This window comes from Nitrosomonas sp. (genome assembly GCF_043753625.1).
Taxonomy (GTDB): domain Bacteria; phylum Pseudomonadota; class Gammaproteobacteria; order Burkholderiales; family Nitrosomonadaceae; genus Nitrosomonas.
The window spans coordinates 1-15,743 of record NZ_JAYUWI010000134.1 but is presented as its reverse complement, the minus strand read 5'-3'; the positions used below and the strand labels follow the sequence as shown (position 1 = coordinate 15,743).

15 protein-coding genes are annotated in these 15,743 nt (G+C 45.4%); 7 read left to right on the top strand and 8 right to left on the bottom strand.

What is annotated here, in order from left to right; genetic code table 11:
- Positions 1 to 171 precede the first annotated feature (171 nt).
- Positions 172 to 606 carry a ribulose bisphosphate carboxylase small subunit gene (locus ACH10T_RS11410; protein WP_394809398.1) on the bottom strand — a complete coding sequence of 145 codons (435 nt, stop codon included), beginning with the start codon at positions 604 to 606 and terminating at the stop codon, positions 172 to 174.
- Between the two features lie 20 nt (positions 607 to 626).
- On the bottom strand, positions 627 to 2,102 hold the full coding sequence (locus tag ACH10T_RS11405) for a ribulose-bisphosphate carboxylase large subunit (protein WP_292926475.1): 1,476 nt from the start codon (positions 2,100 to 2,102) through the stop codon (positions 627 to 629).
- Between the two features lie 179 nt (positions 2,103 to 2,281).
- Here ACH10T_RS11405 and ACH10T_RS11400 point away from each other — a divergent pair, with 179 nt between their 5' ends.
- The 3 genes from ACH10T_RS11400 (at position 2,282) to ACH10T_RS11390 (ending at position 6,514) form a co-directional block, all read left to right on the top strand.
- Positions 2,282 to 3,235, top strand: a complete 954-nt coding sequence (locus ACH10T_RS11400; RefSeq protein ID WP_394809397.1) for a LysR substrate-binding domain-containing protein — start codon at positions 2,282 to 2,284, stop codon at positions 3,233 to 3,235.
- 70 nt (positions 3,236 to 3,305) lie between these two features.
- Positions 3,306 to 5,687, top strand: coding sequence for a phosphoenolpyruvate synthase (gene ppsA / locus ACH10T_RS11395; protein ID WP_394809396.1), 2,382 nt, complete (start codon positions 3,306 to 3,308; stop codon positions 5,685 to 5,687).
- Positions 5,684 to 6,514, top strand: a complete 831-nt coding sequence (locus ACH10T_RS11390) for a pyruvate, water dikinase regulatory protein (protein WP_394809395.1) — start codon at positions 5,684 to 5,686, stop codon at positions 6,512 to 6,514. The genes ppsA and ACH10T_RS11390 overlap by 4 nt, the downstream gene beginning before the upstream one ends.
- Before the next feature lie 80 nt (positions 6,515 to 6,594).
- Here the strand turns inward: ACH10T_RS11390 and ACH10T_RS11385 are convergent, their stop codons facing one another.
- Both ACH10T_RS11385 and ACH10T_RS11380 read right to left on the bottom strand, forming a co-directional pair.
- Positions 6,595 to 8,193: an ATP-binding protein gene (locus ACH10T_RS11385; protein WP_394809394.1), complete on the bottom strand. Its 1,599-nt coding sequence runs from the start codon at positions 8,191 to 8,193 to the stop codon at positions 6,595 to 6,597.
- Positions 8,194 to 8,488: 295 nt separating this feature from the next.
- On the bottom strand, positions 8,489 to 9,871 hold the full coding sequence (locus ACH10T_RS11380; RefSeq protein WP_394809393.1) for a hypothetical protein: 1,383 nt from the start codon (positions 9,869 to 9,871) through the stop codon (positions 8,489 to 8,491).
- Positions 9,872 to 10,253: 382 nt separating this feature from the next.
- Between ACH10T_RS11380 and ACH10T_RS11375 the strand changes: the two genes are divergently transcribed.
- Complete coding sequence (locus ACH10T_RS11375) at positions 10,254 to 10,820, top strand: carboxymuconolactone decarboxylase family protein (RefSeq protein ID WP_394809392.1); 567 nt, start codon at positions 10,254 to 10,256, stop codon at positions 10,818 to 10,820.
- Positions 10,821 to 10,990: 170 nt separating this feature from the next.
- On the opposite strand, the gene mutL is transcribed toward ACH10T_RS11375, so the two are convergent.
- Complete coding sequence (mutL, locus tag ACH10T_RS11370) at positions 10,991 to 12,781, bottom strand: DNA mismatch repair endonuclease MutL (protein WP_394809391.1); 1,791 nt, start codon at positions 12,779 to 12,781, stop codon at positions 10,991 to 10,993.
- Positions 12,782 to 12,884: 103 nt separating this feature from the next.
- Between mutL and ACH10T_RS11365 the strand changes: the two genes are divergently transcribed.
- Genes ACH10T_RS11365 through ACH10T_RS11355 form a run of 3 tightly spaced genes read left to right on the top strand, consistent with a single transcriptional unit; the run spans position 12,885 to position 14,010 of the window.
- On the top strand, positions 12,885 to 13,049 hold the full coding sequence (locus ACH10T_RS11365; protein WP_394809390.1) for a hypothetical protein: 165 nt from the start codon (positions 12,885 to 12,887) through the stop codon (positions 13,047 to 13,049).
- Positions 13,019 to 13,483: a glycoside hydrolase family 19 protein gene (locus ACH10T_RS11360; RefSeq protein ID WP_394809389.1), complete on the top strand. Its 465-nt coding sequence runs from the start codon at positions 13,019 to 13,021 to the stop codon at positions 13,481 to 13,483. The genes ACH10T_RS11365 and ACH10T_RS11360 overlap by 31 nt, the downstream gene beginning before the upstream one ends.
- Before the next feature lie 11 nt (positions 13,484 to 13,494).
- Positions 13,495 to 14,010: a hypothetical protein gene (locus ACH10T_RS11355; RefSeq protein ID WP_394809388.1), complete on the top strand. Its 516-nt coding sequence runs from the start codon at positions 13,495 to 13,497 to the stop codon at positions 14,008 to 14,010.
- A gap of 30 nt (positions 14,011 to 14,040) precedes the next feature.
- Here ACH10T_RS11355 and ACH10T_RS11350 read toward each other — a convergent pair whose 3' ends face one another.
- From ACH10T_RS11350 to ACH10T_RS11340, 3 genes are read right to left on the bottom strand one after another with little or no spacing between them, the layout of a single operon-like run.
- Positions 14,041 to 14,634, bottom strand: a complete 594-nt coding sequence (locus ACH10T_RS11350; protein ID WP_394809387.1) for an EAL domain-containing protein — start codon at positions 14,632 to 14,634, stop codon at positions 14,041 to 14,043.
- A complete protein-coding gene (locus tag ACH10T_RS11345; RefSeq protein ID WP_394809386.1) occupies positions 14,613 to 15,335 on the bottom strand; it encodes an EAL domain-containing protein in 723 nt (240 codons plus the stop codon). The genes ACH10T_RS11350 and ACH10T_RS11345 overlap by 22 nt, the downstream gene beginning before the upstream one ends.
- A gap of 30 nt (positions 15,336 to 15,365) precedes the next feature.
- Complete coding sequence (locus ACH10T_RS11340; RefSeq protein WP_394809385.1) at positions 15,366 to 15,614, bottom strand: hypothetical protein; 249 nt, start codon at positions 15,612 to 15,614, stop codon at positions 15,366 to 15,368.
- Positions 15,615 to 15,743 lie beyond the last annotated feature (129 nt).

Below are 15,743 nucleotides of genomic sequence, written 5' to 3'. Positions count from 1 at the left end.
TTGAGGTCTCATGGGATAGATACTGTGGCATACATATCAATTATGTACATTTAATCTTTAGAGGCTACTATGGAATAGCTTAATCGATTAAATTTTTTAATGCCATCACGCTTACACTACTCACTATTTCTCTCCCTCCTTTACGGAGAGAGAGAAATCTTACACTAACTGTTAGTAACGCTCAGCTTCCGGTTTGTCGGTTGCATAAGAGTGAATGGTATAACTAATGCTCCGCCCAGCTCCTTCTTGACGCACCAAACCAAAGCCTGGTTCTTTCTTAGGCCGATTGACAATATAAGACATGGTCGGACTTTCCACTCCACGTGTTGAGTTAAATGCAGTCACGCGGATATAGTGGTTTGGGAAAGTCTTACGGCAACTATTGATTTCCAGCAAGATTCCTGCCGGATCTTTCAAATCAAACATAGGATTGCCAAACATTTCCCAGTACGTGTTACGTGGATGCGGGTCATCCGTATATTCGATTCCGATTGCCCAGCCATTCTTCAACGCATACTTGAGCTGAGCTGAAATTTGCTTGTCGGTCAACGGAGGCAGGAAAGAAAATTGCCCCTGTGTGACGATGTTACCTGGATTGGTCATCATAATTATTTCTCCTAAAAGGGTTAAACGCTTGCAGTTGTGGAGGGCACAAAGTCAGCGGTATCAGTAGAATCGTAGTTAAAGGTGATATCTTTCCACGTATCCAACGCTTGTTTGAGCGGCGTACACCACTTGGCAGCATCTGCAAGAATTTGCGGACCTTCTTTGACGTAATCCCGGCCTTCATTACGCGCCAAGATCATCGCTTCGAGTGCTACACGGTTTGCTACTGCGCCGGCCTGAATGCCTTGAGGATGGCCGATCGTACCGCCACCGAACTGCAATATCACATCTTCGCCGAGATAATCAATCAACTGATGCATCTGGCCTGCATGAATACCACCTGAAGCGACAGGCATGACTTTATTAAGTGACGCCCAATCTTGATCGAAGAACAGACCGTGTTCTAGATTCTTTTCAGTATTTGTGTCACGCAAGGTATCGTAAAAGCCTCTGATCATCAGCGGATCGCCTTCAAGCTTCCCAACAACCGTACCTGCATGAATATGATCGACACCCGCCATACGCATCCACTTACAAATCACACGGAAATTCATACCGTGATTTTTCTGGCGTGAATAGGTCGAATTTCCCGCACGATGCAGATGCAATATCATGTCGTTCCTACGTGCCCACTTTGCCATCGACTGAATTGCGGTGTAGCCGATCACCAGATCGATCATGATAATGACTGAACCCAGAGATTTTGCAAACTCCGCTCTTTCATACATGTCTTCCATCGTGCCGGCCGTCACATTCAAATAATGACCTTTGACTTCACCCGTAGCGGCAGAAGCTTTATTGACTGCTTCCATGCAATATAGGAAACGATCACGCCAATGCATAAAAGGTTGTGAGTTAATATTCTCATCATCTTTCATGAAATCCAGGCCGCCTTTCAGGCCTTCGTATACAACGCGTCCGTAGTTACGTCCGGAAAGACCCAATTTTGGCTTGGTCGTTGCACCCAATAACGGACGACCAAATTTATCTAAACGTTCACGTTCTACCACGATACCGGTTGCAGGTCCTTGGAAAGTTTTCAGGTAAGCAACAGGAATGCGCATGTCTTCCAGACGCAGTGCTTTGACAGCTTTGAATCCAAATACATTACCGATAATAGAAGCGGTTAAGTTTGCGATCGAACCTTCTTCGAATAGGTCAATATCATAGGCGATATAAGCAAAGTATTGCGCTTCGTTTTTAGTGCCCGGACCTGTATTGGGAACAAGCTCAGACTTGTATGCTTTGGCACGATAGAGTTCACAGGCAGTTAGCCGATCAGTCCATACCACGGTCCATGTTGCCGTAGAGGATTCGCCTGCGACCGCTGCTGCTGCTTCTTCATGATCCACTCCCGGTTGAGGCGTGATGCGAAACATCGCAACAACGTCTGTATCTTTGGGTACATAACCAGGTTCCCAGTAGCCCATTTTTTTGTATGGAAGGACACCGGCTTTGTAACGTTCTTTACCTTCTTTCATGGTTTCTGAAGCCATAATTTTTCTCCGAGTTATTGAAAAACCCACGCTATAAACTTTAGTTAGGAAGTAGACATGAGCGGGTGGAAGTATATTAGAGTTTTTTAATCATAAATAATAATCAATTGTTTCGATGGTTGTGATAGGTTTGTATCTATGATAGGTTTTTTATAGGTAGATAATAAAAGGAGAAATCCATGCGCCACAGCACGTTGCGGCAACTTGAAGTTTTTGAAGCGATTGCTCGCTTGAAAAGTTTTACTCGTGCAGCCGAAGAGTTATTCTTGACACAGCCAACGGTATCGATGCAAATGAAGAAACTGACGGATGAGATTGGATTACCTTTGTTTGAACAAGTCGGTAAAAAAATCTATCTGACCGATGCAGGAAAAGAGCTATATCAAACCTGCCTGGGTATTTTTGAACATTTTTCCCGTTTTGAAATGATTGCATCGGATATGAAAGGCTTGAAATCAGGAAAACTGCGGCTTGCGGTGGTTTCTACCGCGAAATATTTTACGCCACGTTTATTGGGCATGTTTTGCCAGGAATACCCCGGCATAGACGTTGCACTAATAGTGACGAATCGCGAGCGGGTTCTGGAAAGATTAAGCAATAATCAAGACGATCTATATATCTTGGGGCAAGTTCCGGATGCTGTTGATGCCGTAGCGGAAGTATTTCTGGACAATCCATTGGTTGTTCTTGCTGCGGCAGATCACCCACTTGCGAATGAAAAAAGAATTACCGTTGATCGCATCAGTGATGAGCCCTTTATTATGCGTGAACCGGGCTCAGGAACGAGGATGGCGACAGAACGTTTTTTTTTGGAACGTAGTCATAAATTGAAAGTCCGAATGGAATTGGGCAGCAATGAGGCGATTAAGCAAGCTATTGTTGGCAGATTGGGCATTGCCGTCTTGTCTCGGCATACCCTGGCACTGGATGCGCCGATGGGGCAGCTTACGATACTTGATGTTGAAGGATTTCCTATTGAACGGCATTGGTATTTTGCGTACCCATCCGGCAAGCAATTGCCGATTGTAGCGCAGACATTCTTGGAGTATTTGCGGCAGGCATCCGATTACCTGGATGATTTATCATGTCGCCAAGCAATTTCCGGGCATTGCCCGTTATTAAAAGACGGCTAACATTAAGTTTGCTGCGCAACCACATCCTCAAAAAGTTATTTGTTAATTATTCGACGATAGGAGTTTCTCAATGGCACAATATATCGCCTGGTTTGATCAATTGACGATGCACGATGTAGGCTTGGTTGGCGGGAAAAATGCCTCGCTGGGAGAGATGATCAGCCACCTTTCACAAGCAGGCGTGGATGTTCCGGCAGGTTTTGCTACCACGACCGAGGCTTACCGGGAATTTCTGGTTGCCAATGGACTGGCTGATCGTATCAATCATGTATTGGATGGGCTGGATATTGACGACATCAATGCGTTGACCACCGCCGGTAAAACAATTCGCGGTTGGATGCTCGATGCCACGCTACCGGATACTATTTTACACGCGGTGTCGGAAGCCTACGAAAAACTGGCAGCAGGCAGCGGGGATGATGCGGTTTCTTTTGCGGTGCGTTCATCAGCAACGGCTGAGGATTTGGCCGATGCTTCGTTTGCCGGTCAGCAGGAAACGTTATTGAATGTTCACGGGCTTGATCAGATTCTTTTAGCGATCAAAGTGGTGTTCGCTTCACTGTATAACGACCGCGCTATTGCTTATCGCGTTCATCAACATTTTTCGCACGATAAGGTGTATCTGTCCGCGGGCATTCAAAAAATGGTGCGCAGCGACTTAGGTGCCAGTGGCGTGATGTTCACGCTGGATACCGAATCCGGTTTTCGCGATGCGATTTTTATTACCGCTGCGTATGGGCTGGGTGAAACTATTGTACAAGGCACCGTTAATCCGGATGAATTCTATGTGTTCAAGCACGGATTGACTGCCGGTCGTCCGGCAATTCTCTCGCGGCGTTTAGGCACGAAAGCCATCGAAATGATTTATGGCGATAAAAAAAGCGCCAACAATGCACTTATCCTTACGCGCGATGTTGAAGCGGATCGGCGCATGCGTTTTTCCTTATCGGATAGTCAAGTGGAAGCATTAGCGCGTCAAGCGCTGATTATTGAACAGCACTATGGCCGCCCGATGGACATTGAATGGGCGCTGGATGGGTTAGATGGCCAGTTGTACATCGTACAGGCTCGTCCGGAAACTGTGGAAAGCCGTGCTAACCAAGTCATAGAACGATTTAAACTCAGTGACAAGGGAGAGGTGCTGGCAGAAGGCCGGGCGATTGGACATAAAATTGGCCAGGGCACAGCCCGCCTGATCAGGGGTATTGAGCAGATGCACGAAGTTCAGTCCGGCGATGTGCTGGTTACCGAAATGACCGATCCGGACTGGGAGCCGATTATGAAGCGGGCTTCTGCAATTGTTACCAATCGCGGCGGACGCACTTGTCATGCGGCCATTATTGCACGGGAAATGGGGATCCCTGCCGTGGTCGGTTGTGGCGATGCGACAGTACATATCGCGGACGGGGAGAAGATTACGGTTTCTTGTGCCGAAGGCGATACCGGTTATGTGTTTGCAGGGCTATTGCCATTCGAGCATACCACGACGGATACCGGTCAATTGCCTGACTTGCCGGTAAAAATCATGATGAATGTAGGTAATCCGTCGCATGCCTTTACATTTTCCCGCATTCCCAATCAGGGCGTCGGGCTGGCTCGGCTGGAATTCATCATTAACAACATGATCGGTATTCATCCTAAAGCGCTTTTGGAGTTTGACCAATTACCCGATGCATTGAAAACTGAAATTAGCAGCCGAATCGCGGGTTATGAAAGTCCTATTAGCTTCTATGTGGAAAGATTGGTCGAGGGTATTGCCACGTTAGCCGCCGCTTTCTATCCGCATCCTGTGATCGTGCGCACATCCGATTTTAAGTCCAATGAGTACGCGAATCTGATTGCAGGCAACCGCTACGAACCCCAGGAAGAAAACCCGATGATCGGTTTTCGGGGCGCATCGCGCTATCTTGCAGCGGCTTTTCGGGATTGTTTTGAGCTCGAATGCAGCGCTTTACGCAAAGTGCGCGACGACATGGGACTGACCAACGTTGAGATCATGATCCCCTTCTGCCGTACACTCGAAGAAGCGGAACAAGTGGTCGCGTTGCTAGCATCGCAAGGATTGGTGCGCGGTCAGAATGGCTTACGCTTGATCATGATGTGCGAAATTCCTTCCAACGCGTTACTCGCGGAAGAATTTCTTCAGTATTTTGATGGTTTCTCCATTGGCTCCAATGATATGACCCAGCTCACGCTCGGTATTGATCGCGATTCCAGTTTGGTTTCTCATGTGTTCGATGAGCGCAATCCAGCCGTGAAGAAATTACTGAAAATGGCCATTGACGCTTGCCACAAGCAGGGTAAATATATCGGCATCTGTGGACAAGGGCCTTCGGATTATCCGGATTTTGCCGCCTGGCTCTATGAGCAGGGAATCAGCAGCTTATCGCTCAACCCGGATTCCGTCACGGAAACGTGGCTTAATTTGGCGAAAATGAATAAACCATCATGATTAAGCAAAAACGCACGGTTTTCTATTTATCCGATCGCACCGGCATCACCGCGGAAACACTCGGGCACAGTTTGTTGACGCAGTTTTATGGTATTGAATGGGAGACGATCAACGTTCCCTTTTTGGATGACATTGAGAATGCCCAAGCCGTGTTAGCGCAGATTAATCACGCTGCCGAGTGCGACGGACATCGGCCTTTGGTGTTCAGTACTTTGCTGAAACCGGAAATTCTGGAAGTCATCAAACATGCGAACTGTCGCCTATTCGATTTCTTTGAAACCTTTATCCGTTCCATTGAAGAAGAGTTAGACCAGCCATTTGCCCGTATGGCTGGACGTTCGCATGGCTTGCAACATCATCCGTCGTATTTCAAAGGCATCACCGCGATCAATTACGTGCTGGCGCATGATGACGGCGTTAATCCCAAGAATTTTGCTGAAGCGGATATCATTCTGATCGGTGTCTCGCGTTCCGGTAAAACACCTACTTGCCTGTATTTAGGGTTGCAATACGGCATCGCCGCGGCGAATTATCCGCTGACGGAAGAAGATATGACAACAATGCAATTGCCCAAAGTATTGGAAAATGTGAAAAGCAAATTGTTTGGATTGACACTCACTGCCGCGCAACTGCATTTCATCCGGCAGGAGCGCCGCCCGAATAGCCAATATGCTTCTCTGGCGCAATGCCAGCGGGAAATTCAGTGGCAGGAATCATTGTTTTATTTATGCAATATTCCCTATCTGGATACGACCCGTATTTCAATTGAGGAAATCAGCGCGACTATATTGAATCGTTGCGGATTGAAGCGGCAGTTGTATGGTTGATTCAAGTTAGATTGATTGACGCCTTTTGAGCCTGTTTTTAACACCGCAGCGGCAATGTAGATAGTTTTTCAACGGCCCTGTTAAGCCTTCAGGTATTTCTTTAAAATTGTATTGAGTGTATCGAGGTCTACTGGCTTGGTAATAAAATCATTCATACCCGATTCGAGACATGCATTTCTATCATCTTGGTAAGCATTCGCAGTAATGGCAATGATTGGGACTAGAACGCCGTGCTCTCTTAACATTCGAGTAGACTGCATACCATCCATTTCGGGCATTTGCATGTCCATCAGGATAAGGTCAAATTTATTTTCCAGTGCTAAATCAAAAGCTTCTTTGCCATTGGCAGCTTTGGTCACATTTAACTCAAATTTGTATAAAATTTGCTCCAATACTAGTTGGTTTACTGGATTGTCGTCTGCCACCAATACATGATAGCGATGACCAAACCTTTGCAGAGTTGTAATAGCTCGAGAGGCTGGATTGTCCTCTCGATTGACCGGTTTAAGCGGGATGGTTAATCTGAAGGTGGATCCTTTTCCTGCCTCTGACGCAACTTCAATGCATCCTCCCATCCTATCAATAATGTTTTTAGAAATAGCCAGACCTAAACCGGTTCCTCCAAACTTTCTGGTAATTGAACCATCGCCCTGATAAAAGGGTTTAAAGAGATTTTTGACTACTTCTTCATTCATTCCGATACCGTTGTCTTTAATGACAACAACGAGTACCTGATCTTGATATTGCACGTAAATGTCAACGATTCCATTTTCCGAGAATTTGATCGCATTGGAAATAATGTTACTGATCACCTGTTTTAACCGGATCTCATCACCTTCTACGTATTGCTCTTCATCAATTTGCTGGTAATTACAGTGCAGTGTGACGCACTTTTCCTTTGCAGAGCTTAGCAAAATTGCATAGCAGTCCTTAAAGACTTTTCTCAGGGATAACGGCATTTTTTCAATTTGAAATTTACCGGCCTGAATCTTCGAGAAGTCGAGCAACTCGTTGACAATATCTAATAGATGTTTTCCAGATAAATGAATATCATGTGCATAAACTTTGATTTTTTCTGGGTTGGATTCCACCTCCGCCTCAATTAGTTTTGATAGTCCCATCACGGCATTCAGTGGCGTGCGAAGCTCATGACTGACATTGGCTAAAAATTCATCTTTCATTTTTTGAGCCTGCTGCCATTCCTTCAAGTTAGTGATATCTTCAAAAACACCCACATAACCGATCAAATGATCACTGCCATCTCTCAGTGCACTAATCGATAGAAATGAGGTGAAGGTTGATTTATCCTTGCGGATATAAGTCCATTCCCTGGTTTCAACTTCTCTTTTTTCTCGCGGATTTTTGACGAAAACATCAAAACCAGGCTCGATCCCCAATTCTATAGCGCGGGTTATGACTTCATCATGCGCATGGATAATTGCTGGCGTCGCCTTTCCGATAATCTCTTCTGCTTGGTAGCCGAGCATTTTCTCGGCAGCGGGATTAAAGATGAGAATAATCCCATTTAAATCTGTTTCGATAACACCGTAGCGCGTTGTTTCAATAATGGCTTCAATTGCCCGAGTACGAATGGAGTTTCGATGACTGCTGCTGCGGCTGTGCAGATACGCAATGTATCCGATACACGCGAGAGAGAATGCGGCTAAAATAACTGTCATAGGTAATAGCAATGGGCGGAAGCCGGGTTGCTAATAAGCATAAAGTTTTCAATAAAAATCATAGTAAATCAGTGGCTCGATTTATCCAAATGAGTGAATTGCCAAGCAAGAAAATCTTTATTTTTTAAAGTTTAAAATCATAAAGGAATCTCTGGCAATCAACAGCATAGGTTTCTCCCTGTGCTCGAAATGACAGTTATTCAGATGTCTTCATCGATATGCAGCTTTTATCCTTCTAATCGCATGATGCAGTGAAGTATTTTGTAAATTTTGAGTGGAAATCTGAAGCGCTGCATTACTTTTGTACCGAGTCTTCCGCCGTAATTACTACATTTTTTTTAACAATCGCCTGAGCGCGGTCAATTTTTACCGTGTCTTTTTTTAGATTTTCTATCGCTTTGTCGTTTACATGGGTTGCGAATTTAATACTGATGCTATGCTCGCCAACCGGCACATTGCCCAGCAAATAAAATCCCTTCTCATCCGTAAACGAGTGAATTTGCGGTGATTCAGATAAAAATACTTCTATTTTCTCAAGGGATTGCTGGTTATTTTTTTCACTAAACGCCACGACACCTGCAACTGCACCGTACTGTGGTGCAGCATTGTTTACTGGGGTGATTTTAGTCGCAACTGACCGCACCATGAGTAGGATTGCCTCTGATGCGAATCCGGCTGTAAATGCCAAAGCGACTGAATTGGTCACATTGCTTGGTTCAATTAGATAATAAGCAAGAACTGCAAGAAAAGGTGCCGAAATAAATTGCACCATTTGAAATATCAAGTGCTCACGAAACTCGTATTGTGTTAATTTGGGCTGCTTTTCTGTGGCCACGTGTTCTGACCCTGCCTGCTTTTGAAGTTCTGGCAATCGCCTAGTTAAGCTAATACTGCCGCCCATTAGCGCAAGAATAATAAAATACAGCGGAACAAGTAATCCATCGCTTACTTGACAAGTAACCGCTTTGCCATATTCATCATTGCCAGCATTTACACAATTATTTATATATCCACCTATGTTTAAAACCCATGCGCCGGCTAATTTAGTACCTGGAGCTGATACCTCGGCAGCAGTCGCTTGCGCGGTACCTGGGGTTAGTGTTCCGGCAACTACATCTTGTTTGGGTTGCGGTTCGACACAAAGTAAATTCTTGGCTTTGGGATCCAAGGTGCAGCCAACAAATACAGCAATCGGCCGCTCACGAAGCGTTTTAAGGTATTGTTTTGCGTCAGATGTGGTTGTGTTCTGTTTGTTAGATTCGGCATGAGGCTGCGTATTAGAACTGAAAAGAGGATTAATGAATGGATAGAAGGTCAATAAAAGAGACAACAACATAAAGCTGTACGCAAATATCATCCACTTATTTCGCTGCTGAGATCTTTTGTCTTCTATTTTTTTTCTCTCATCTTGATTTAATCCTTCGGCAGGTAGGGATTCAATCGGATCGGTATAGAGTTGTATGAAAATTAAGCACATAAAGATAACGACTGGAAGTATCGGAGTACTACTTTCGCCACTCTCTTTTTGTACTTTTAAAAAAAGCATGAGAGCAAACAGTAAATTAAAAATATGCGCAGCAACCCATACCCAGTTAGCTTTTGCCCATTCTCGAATTGATGTCCAACTATCAGATGAAATCAGACCCTCAGAATTTGTATCTTGATTATTTGTGCTCATCGTATTTACCCTTTTTCACTTTTTGATATTAAGAAAAAGAAATTTAGTGGTTGCTGAACAGTTGACCTTCTTATATTCGCAATAGATTAACGTCAATGCTGATATATCACAATGGTTAATGTTGTTCTCTGGATTAATAAAGAAACCGATCTATTTCGTGTGAGTGATAAAATTTCAGCTATACCTACACTTCGATAATAGTTGCTAGTCGACATAGAATATCCGTGGTTTGGCATCATCCGGGTAGATGTGGCAGACCAAGTGTTGATTGAACTGCAGAGAGCATGAATTAGAGGATCTGGGATTAACTGCACATAAACAGCTTGGCATAGCAGTTAGAACTGTGGTTTACTCCGGTTTTCTACGTAATTTCTAATTCCATATGCGAGCAATCAGTCAAATTGTAGATGATAGTGCTGCTACTCCTGAAATCGAAGAAACTTTTGGCAAAATAAAGGATGCTTTGAACGCGCCTTTTACGCCGAATTTCTTCAAGGTATGGGCAGTTTCACATGAATCACTCAAAGGTATCTGGCCGGTAATGAACCATATACTGACGAGTGGTCGGGTTGGGCGGGAGTTGAAAGAAATGATCTTTGTTGCAATTTCATCTTTGAAAGAATGCCATTATTGCGAAGCCGCACACCATGCTTTTTGTTTAAATATTGGAATACCCAAGGAAGAGATAGAAAGTCTGATTCAGAATCATGGAATCGAATCAGACGATCCCAAAGAGAAGGCTGCCATTGATTTTGCTGTCAGACTTGCAAAGAATTCACATTCTTCCAGCGAACAAGATTTCCAGGCACTCAGGGGATTAGGGTTCGATGATGAAGAAATTATGGAGATTATTGCCATGTCCGGGATGGCAGTGTTCTACAATCATTTGGCGAATGCAACAAAAATAAATATCGATTCGGAATTTACTAAAATACTTGCAGGTAAATAATTGGCATCTTTGCAATCGTTATTCGGGCACCTCTAAAAATCAAAATTTCGTCACAACACTTTGTTGCTCAAAAAATATTTCCTTACATATCAGTTATATGCTGCGTCACCATTTTTTGCTCGCGCCTTGTTTTGTTTAGAACTCTGAATTTTTAGAGGCGCCCATTCGTCTTACTTCCCCCGCATAAACAATTTATCCAAATCAACCAAACTGGTCTCAAACCAGGTCGGTCTGCCGTGGTTGCACTGAGCTGCACGTTCGGTGATTTCCATTTCGCGTAATAAGGCGTTCATTTCTTCGATGGTCAGTTTGCGGTTGGCGCGGATTGCCCCATGGCAGGCCATGGTGGCGAGTATTTCGTTGCGTTTGGCGGTTAAAATCTGACTGGCGCCGTATTCGCGGATTTCGCGCAGGATATCGTGCGTGAGTTGCGCAATGTCGGCGTGCTGCAGCGTCGCCGGAACTGCGCGGACTGCCAGTGTGGTGGGTGACAGGATTGCGATTTCGAATCCCAATTGATCCAGCGTTGTCTGATTTTCTTCCACGACAGCGACTTCCAGGCCATCGGCGTAAAAAGTGACCGGAATCAGTAGCGGCTGCATCGGTATTCCATGATGATCAAGCGCTTGCTTGAGTTTCTCGTACATAATCCGCTCATGCGCGGCGTGCATGTCCACAACTACCAGGCCGCGCGTATTTTGTGCCAGAATATAAACGCCGTGCAGTTGGCCCAGCGCAAAGCCGAGTGGATGGCTATCCCGATTTTCTTCCGCTGTGGCAGGTTGGTTGGATTTTGCCGCTTGTTCGGCTGCAACGTTGATTGGCGGTGTTGGGTATGGCCGAGGTTCTGTGCCAAACAGCGTGCCGTAAAAACTGGCCGGTTGCGACACCGTGCCGGATTGTGCGTGACCGGCTTTGGGGTAAGCAGGAAATGACCGCGCTGCTTGCATTGATTCGCCGGCTTCCATTCCTTTGTTGGGCGAAGCCAGTGCCTTGTTGATCGCATGAAAAATAAATTGATGCAGTGCACGTGATTCACGGAAACGGACTTCTGTCTTCGTCGGATGCACATTCACATCAACGCTTTCCGGATCGATATCCAGAAATAAAACAAAGGCTGGATGTTTGTCCAAATGCAATACATCCCGATAGGCTTCACGCAGGGCGTGCGAAATCAGCTTGTCGCTAACAAAACGGTTATTCACGAAGAAATATTGTGCATCCCGTGATGAGCGTGCATAGGCCGGTAGCGCCACCATGCCGTGCAGATAAATATCTGTAGATCGCTCATCAACAGATGCAGCAGTTTGACCGAATTCTTCACCTAACACCGATTGGATTCGTTGCGCTGAATTGGCTGCACGCAACTGGCGGCGCACTTTACCATTATGTTGTAATACAAATTCAATTCCGGACTGAGATAGCGCGATACGTTTGAATACCTCGTCGCAGTGCGCAAACTCGGTGGTTTCCGACTTTAAGAATTTGCGCCGTGCGGGGATATTGAAATATAAATCGTTTACGTCCAGAGTTGTTCCGCTCGTCAGCGAAGAAGGCTCTGGCTGCGAGACTGATTTGCCATCGACCTGTATCTGCCAGGCATGGTTTTGCCCGGCTTGACGGCTGGCTAATGTCAGTCTCGACACGGCGGCGATACTTGCCAACGCTTCACCGCGAAAACCCAGGCTGGTGATTTTGTGTAAATCTTCCAGCGTACTGATTTTGCTGGTGCTATGGCGCGTCAAGGCCAGCAGCAACTCTTCTTTGGCGATGCCCGTGCCGTCATCCATGACGCGAATTTGCTTGACGCCACCTTGCAGGAGTTGCACGGTAATTTTCTTTGCGCCTGCGTCGACACTATTTTCCAAGATCTCCTTGAGCGCTGAAGCAGGGCGTTCGACCACTTCACCGGCGGCGATCTGATTAATCAATAACTCGGGAAGCGGTTTAATCGTAGACATAGAAAACGGTGGTTCTAAAGATTGCTATTATATAATTGGGGCTTATGCTTCAATTGTACTTGGGTAGGTTATTTAACTCTATTAAATCATTGAAGGAGTCATGATGTTATCAATAGATGGATTGAAAACCCACATTCCGGATACCGTGCTTGATCAATCCCTGATTGCGCCGAGAACTTCGCTATCAATACGTCATTGCGCCTGGCGCACTTTCTGGCGCAATGTGCTCATGAAAGTATGGATTTTAAAGCGCGCGAGGAGAATTTAAACTATTCTGCCGATGGGCTAAAAAAGATATTTCCAAAATACTTTCCTGATAATCTGGCGGATAGTTATGCGCGCCAGCCGGAGAAAATTGCATCACGGGTTTATGGTGGCAGAATGGGGAATGGCGACGAAGCTAGCAAAGAAGGCTACAAATATAGAGGAAGAGGTTATATTCAGCTGACTGGAAAGGATAATTACAGCAAGTTTGCTCAAACCGTCAGCGATGATATTTTGAATAATCCCGATTTAGTAGCTTCAAAATATCCACTCCTGTCAGCTGCCTGGTTCTGGAATACTCGTTTACTCAATCAATTGGCCGATGAGGGGGCAGGCGATGATGTGGTAATAAAAGTAACTAAAAAAGTGAACGGCGGAGTCATTGGTTTAGATGACCGTATCAAACATTTTAAGAATTATTTTCCGCTGTTGGCTTGAAGCGAGTTGCCGTGAAGCTAAACGCTGTTACCTGCCTAAGCGGTCTGTTCGCGCTGACCGCTTTACCTGTTTGGGCGACAGAATCACTTTGTGATGCGCAGGAGCAAGTTATCTTCTCTTGCTCGCTCGGTAAAAAAATGGTTTCAGTGTGTGCATCTAATGATTTCTCAGCCAGCAGCGGCTATCTGCAGTATCGATTCGGGCAAAAGGGTGCGCTCGAACTGGTATTTCCGGATTTAACAGAATCCGCTCCGGCTTCTCTATTCGTTCAAGCACGAACCCTGATGTTTGCAGGCGGTGGCGGGGGTTACTTGCGCTTTATCAACGGGCAACACCAGTACATTGTGTATACCGCGATTGGCAAGGGTTGGGGAGCAAAAGACGGTGTTGCCGTTGAGAAGAGCAACCAATTGATTACCAACCTGGGATGCCAAGATATTCCGGTTTCGAAGTTAAGCGAAGAATTCTTCACGCATGCTGGATTATCGGCTGATCAGAATGAATTCCAGATTCCTGGGATTGACTGATCAGGCAATGCCGGTATTAATACTGAGTTTTTATTTTGATTTCTGTAATGTAGTTTCTAAGAAACTTAGGGATTGGTTGTCGACAGTCTTGATAAGCTCCCGCAGCGGCATAGGTTTTCCAATGAGATAACCTTGGATCACATCACAGCCAAGAGTACGCAGTCGCTCATAAGGGGCAATATCTTCGACACCTTCAGCAACTACCGATAGATTCAGTCGATGCGCTAGGCTAATCATGGAATCGACGATTCGATCATGCGTAGACTTTGTTGTCATATGTTTGACAAATATCATGTCGATTTTAACTTCATCCAAAGGAAGATCTAGCATACGTGCCATTGAGGAATAGCCCGTTCCAAAATCATCCATCGCGAGTTTTAAGCCCATGTCCTTTAGCTTGTGCAAAGTATCCAGCGTGCTTGTATGGTTTTCCATGATGGCTGTCTCGGTGAGTTCAATCGTTACATTACCGGGCGAGACACCCCAAAGTGATAGCCCTTGTGCGACAAGTTCCGTCAGTTCCTGGTCACGCAAATCATCGGCAGAAAAATTGATCGAAATTCCAGCATTTAATCCGGCCCTACGGTATTCGGAACATTCTCTTAATGCCGTAGAAAAACCCACAGTGTGAGCTTAGGCATGAGCGCTGTACCTTCCGCAACCTGTATTAACTTGTCAGTTCGAATTGGACCATGATCTGGGTGATGCCAGCGAAGTAAGGCTTCCGTAGATTCAATTTTTCCACTAGCGAGATTAATTTGCGGCTGATAGCACAGATGCAACTCGCCTGCCTCGATGGCACTACCCAAATCTGACCAGAGATCAATTTGAGAAAGAAACGGATCTTCCGTTTCCGCGGCAAAAAGCTTGATGGATTCTTGTTCCAATCTCGCTTGATGTATTGCTAAGCTTGCATCACTCAGTAGTTGATCTAATGCGCAGCCGCTTTTATTACTCAGGGCTACCCCGATACGCGGTGCTAAGGTTATATTTCGCTTACCTAAAACAACAGGAGGCATCAAGATTCTCAGAATCTTATGTGCAGCCAAAATAGCATGTGCATCTGAAAGCAATTCAACCAGCAAGCAGCAAATTTGATAGCGTCCAGTTATTCCAACTAGGCTCTCTGCACTCAATGCATCTTTGACCTGGCTCGAGATTTGCCGGACAACCGCGTCGACCGCATTGAAGCCCAGTACACCATCAAGCTCGGCTAGCCGTTCAAAATTCACTAACAGTAGCGCATTATGCCGGCCAAGGTTATTCGGATCACATAGCTTTCTGGAAGCTATTTGCAGGAAATCCTGATAAGAAAGCGCAGTCATAGAGAAATTTTGGCGGCAAGTCTTCGTAACTTATAAATAATATTGCTTAGCATCAATCCCATAAGCTCCCTGTGGCAGGTCGTTGGCAATAGCATACTGGATACCTCTTGGGCTTGGTCCTGCAGTTCTGAGATCTACTGTCAGGGGAGCATCATAAGGCTTCTTCTTGGCATCACATATGATCATGATACGAGGAAGAAGTCTTTGCGTGCGGTTATGTGTGAGTACAATCGCAATTTCGCCCGTGTTGAGTTCAACAAGACTACCCACCGGGAACATGCCGACGCAATGCGCAAATTGTTCTACCAGTAGTATAGTGGACCCTCCTTTCAGGACAGTAAATTAAGATGGTATCCTGCTAAGAAGGAGCAGGAAATGACGGGAATAAAGCGAAAGAATTTTACGGGT

Bases quoted from the DNA above. Each gene is read 5' to 3' on its own strand.
- ACH10T_RS11345 (WP_394809386.1), bottom strand. From the start codon at position 15,335: ATGACTGCGCTTTCTTATCAGGATTTCCTGCAAATAGCTTCCAGAAAG.
- ACH10T_RS11400 (WP_394809397.1), top strand. From the start codon at position 2,282: ATGCGCCACAGCACGTTGCGGCAACTTGAAGTTTTTGAAGCGATTGCT.
- ACH10T_RS11340 (WP_394809385.1), bottom strand. From the start codon at position 15,614: ATGTTCCCGGTGGGTAGTCTTGTTGAACTCAACACGGGCGAAATTGCG.
- ACH10T_RS11410 (WP_394809398.1), bottom strand. From the start codon at position 606: ATGATGACCAATCCAGGTAACATCGTCACACAGGGGCAATTTTCTTTC.
- mutL (WP_394809391.1), bottom strand. From the start codon at position 12,781: ATGTCTACGATTAAACCGCTTCCCGAGTTATTGATTAATCAGATCGCC.
- ACH10T_RS11360 (WP_394809389.1), top strand. From the start codon at position 13,019: ATGGATTTTAAAGCGCGCGAGGAGAATTTAAACTATTCTGCCGATGGG.
- ACH10T_RS11375 (WP_394809392.1), top strand. From the start codon at position 10,254: ATGCGAGCAATCAGTCAAATTGTAGATGATAGTGCTGCTACTCCTGAA.
- ppsA (WP_394809396.1), top strand. From the start codon at position 3,306: ATGGCACAATATATCGCCTGGTTTGATCAATTGACGATGCACGATGTA.
- ACH10T_RS11380 (WP_394809393.1), bottom strand. From the start codon at position 9,871: ATGAGCACAAATAATCAAGATACAAATTCTGAGGGTCTGATTTCATCT.
- ACH10T_RS11365 (WP_394809390.1), top strand. From the start codon at position 12,885: ATGTTATCAATAGATGGATTGAAAACCCACATTCCGGATACCGTGCTT.
- ACH10T_RS11390 (WP_394809395.1), top strand. From the start codon at position 5,684: ATGATTAAGCAAAAACGCACGGTTTTCTATTTATCCGATCGCACCGGC.
- ACH10T_RS11385 (WP_394809394.1), bottom strand. From the start codon at position 8,193: ATGACAGTTATTTTAGCCGCATTCTCTCTCGCGTGTATCGGATACATT.
- ACH10T_RS11405 (WP_292926475.1), bottom strand. From the start codon at position 2,102: ATGGCTTCAGAAACCATGAAAGAAGGTAAAGAACGTTACAAAGCCGGT.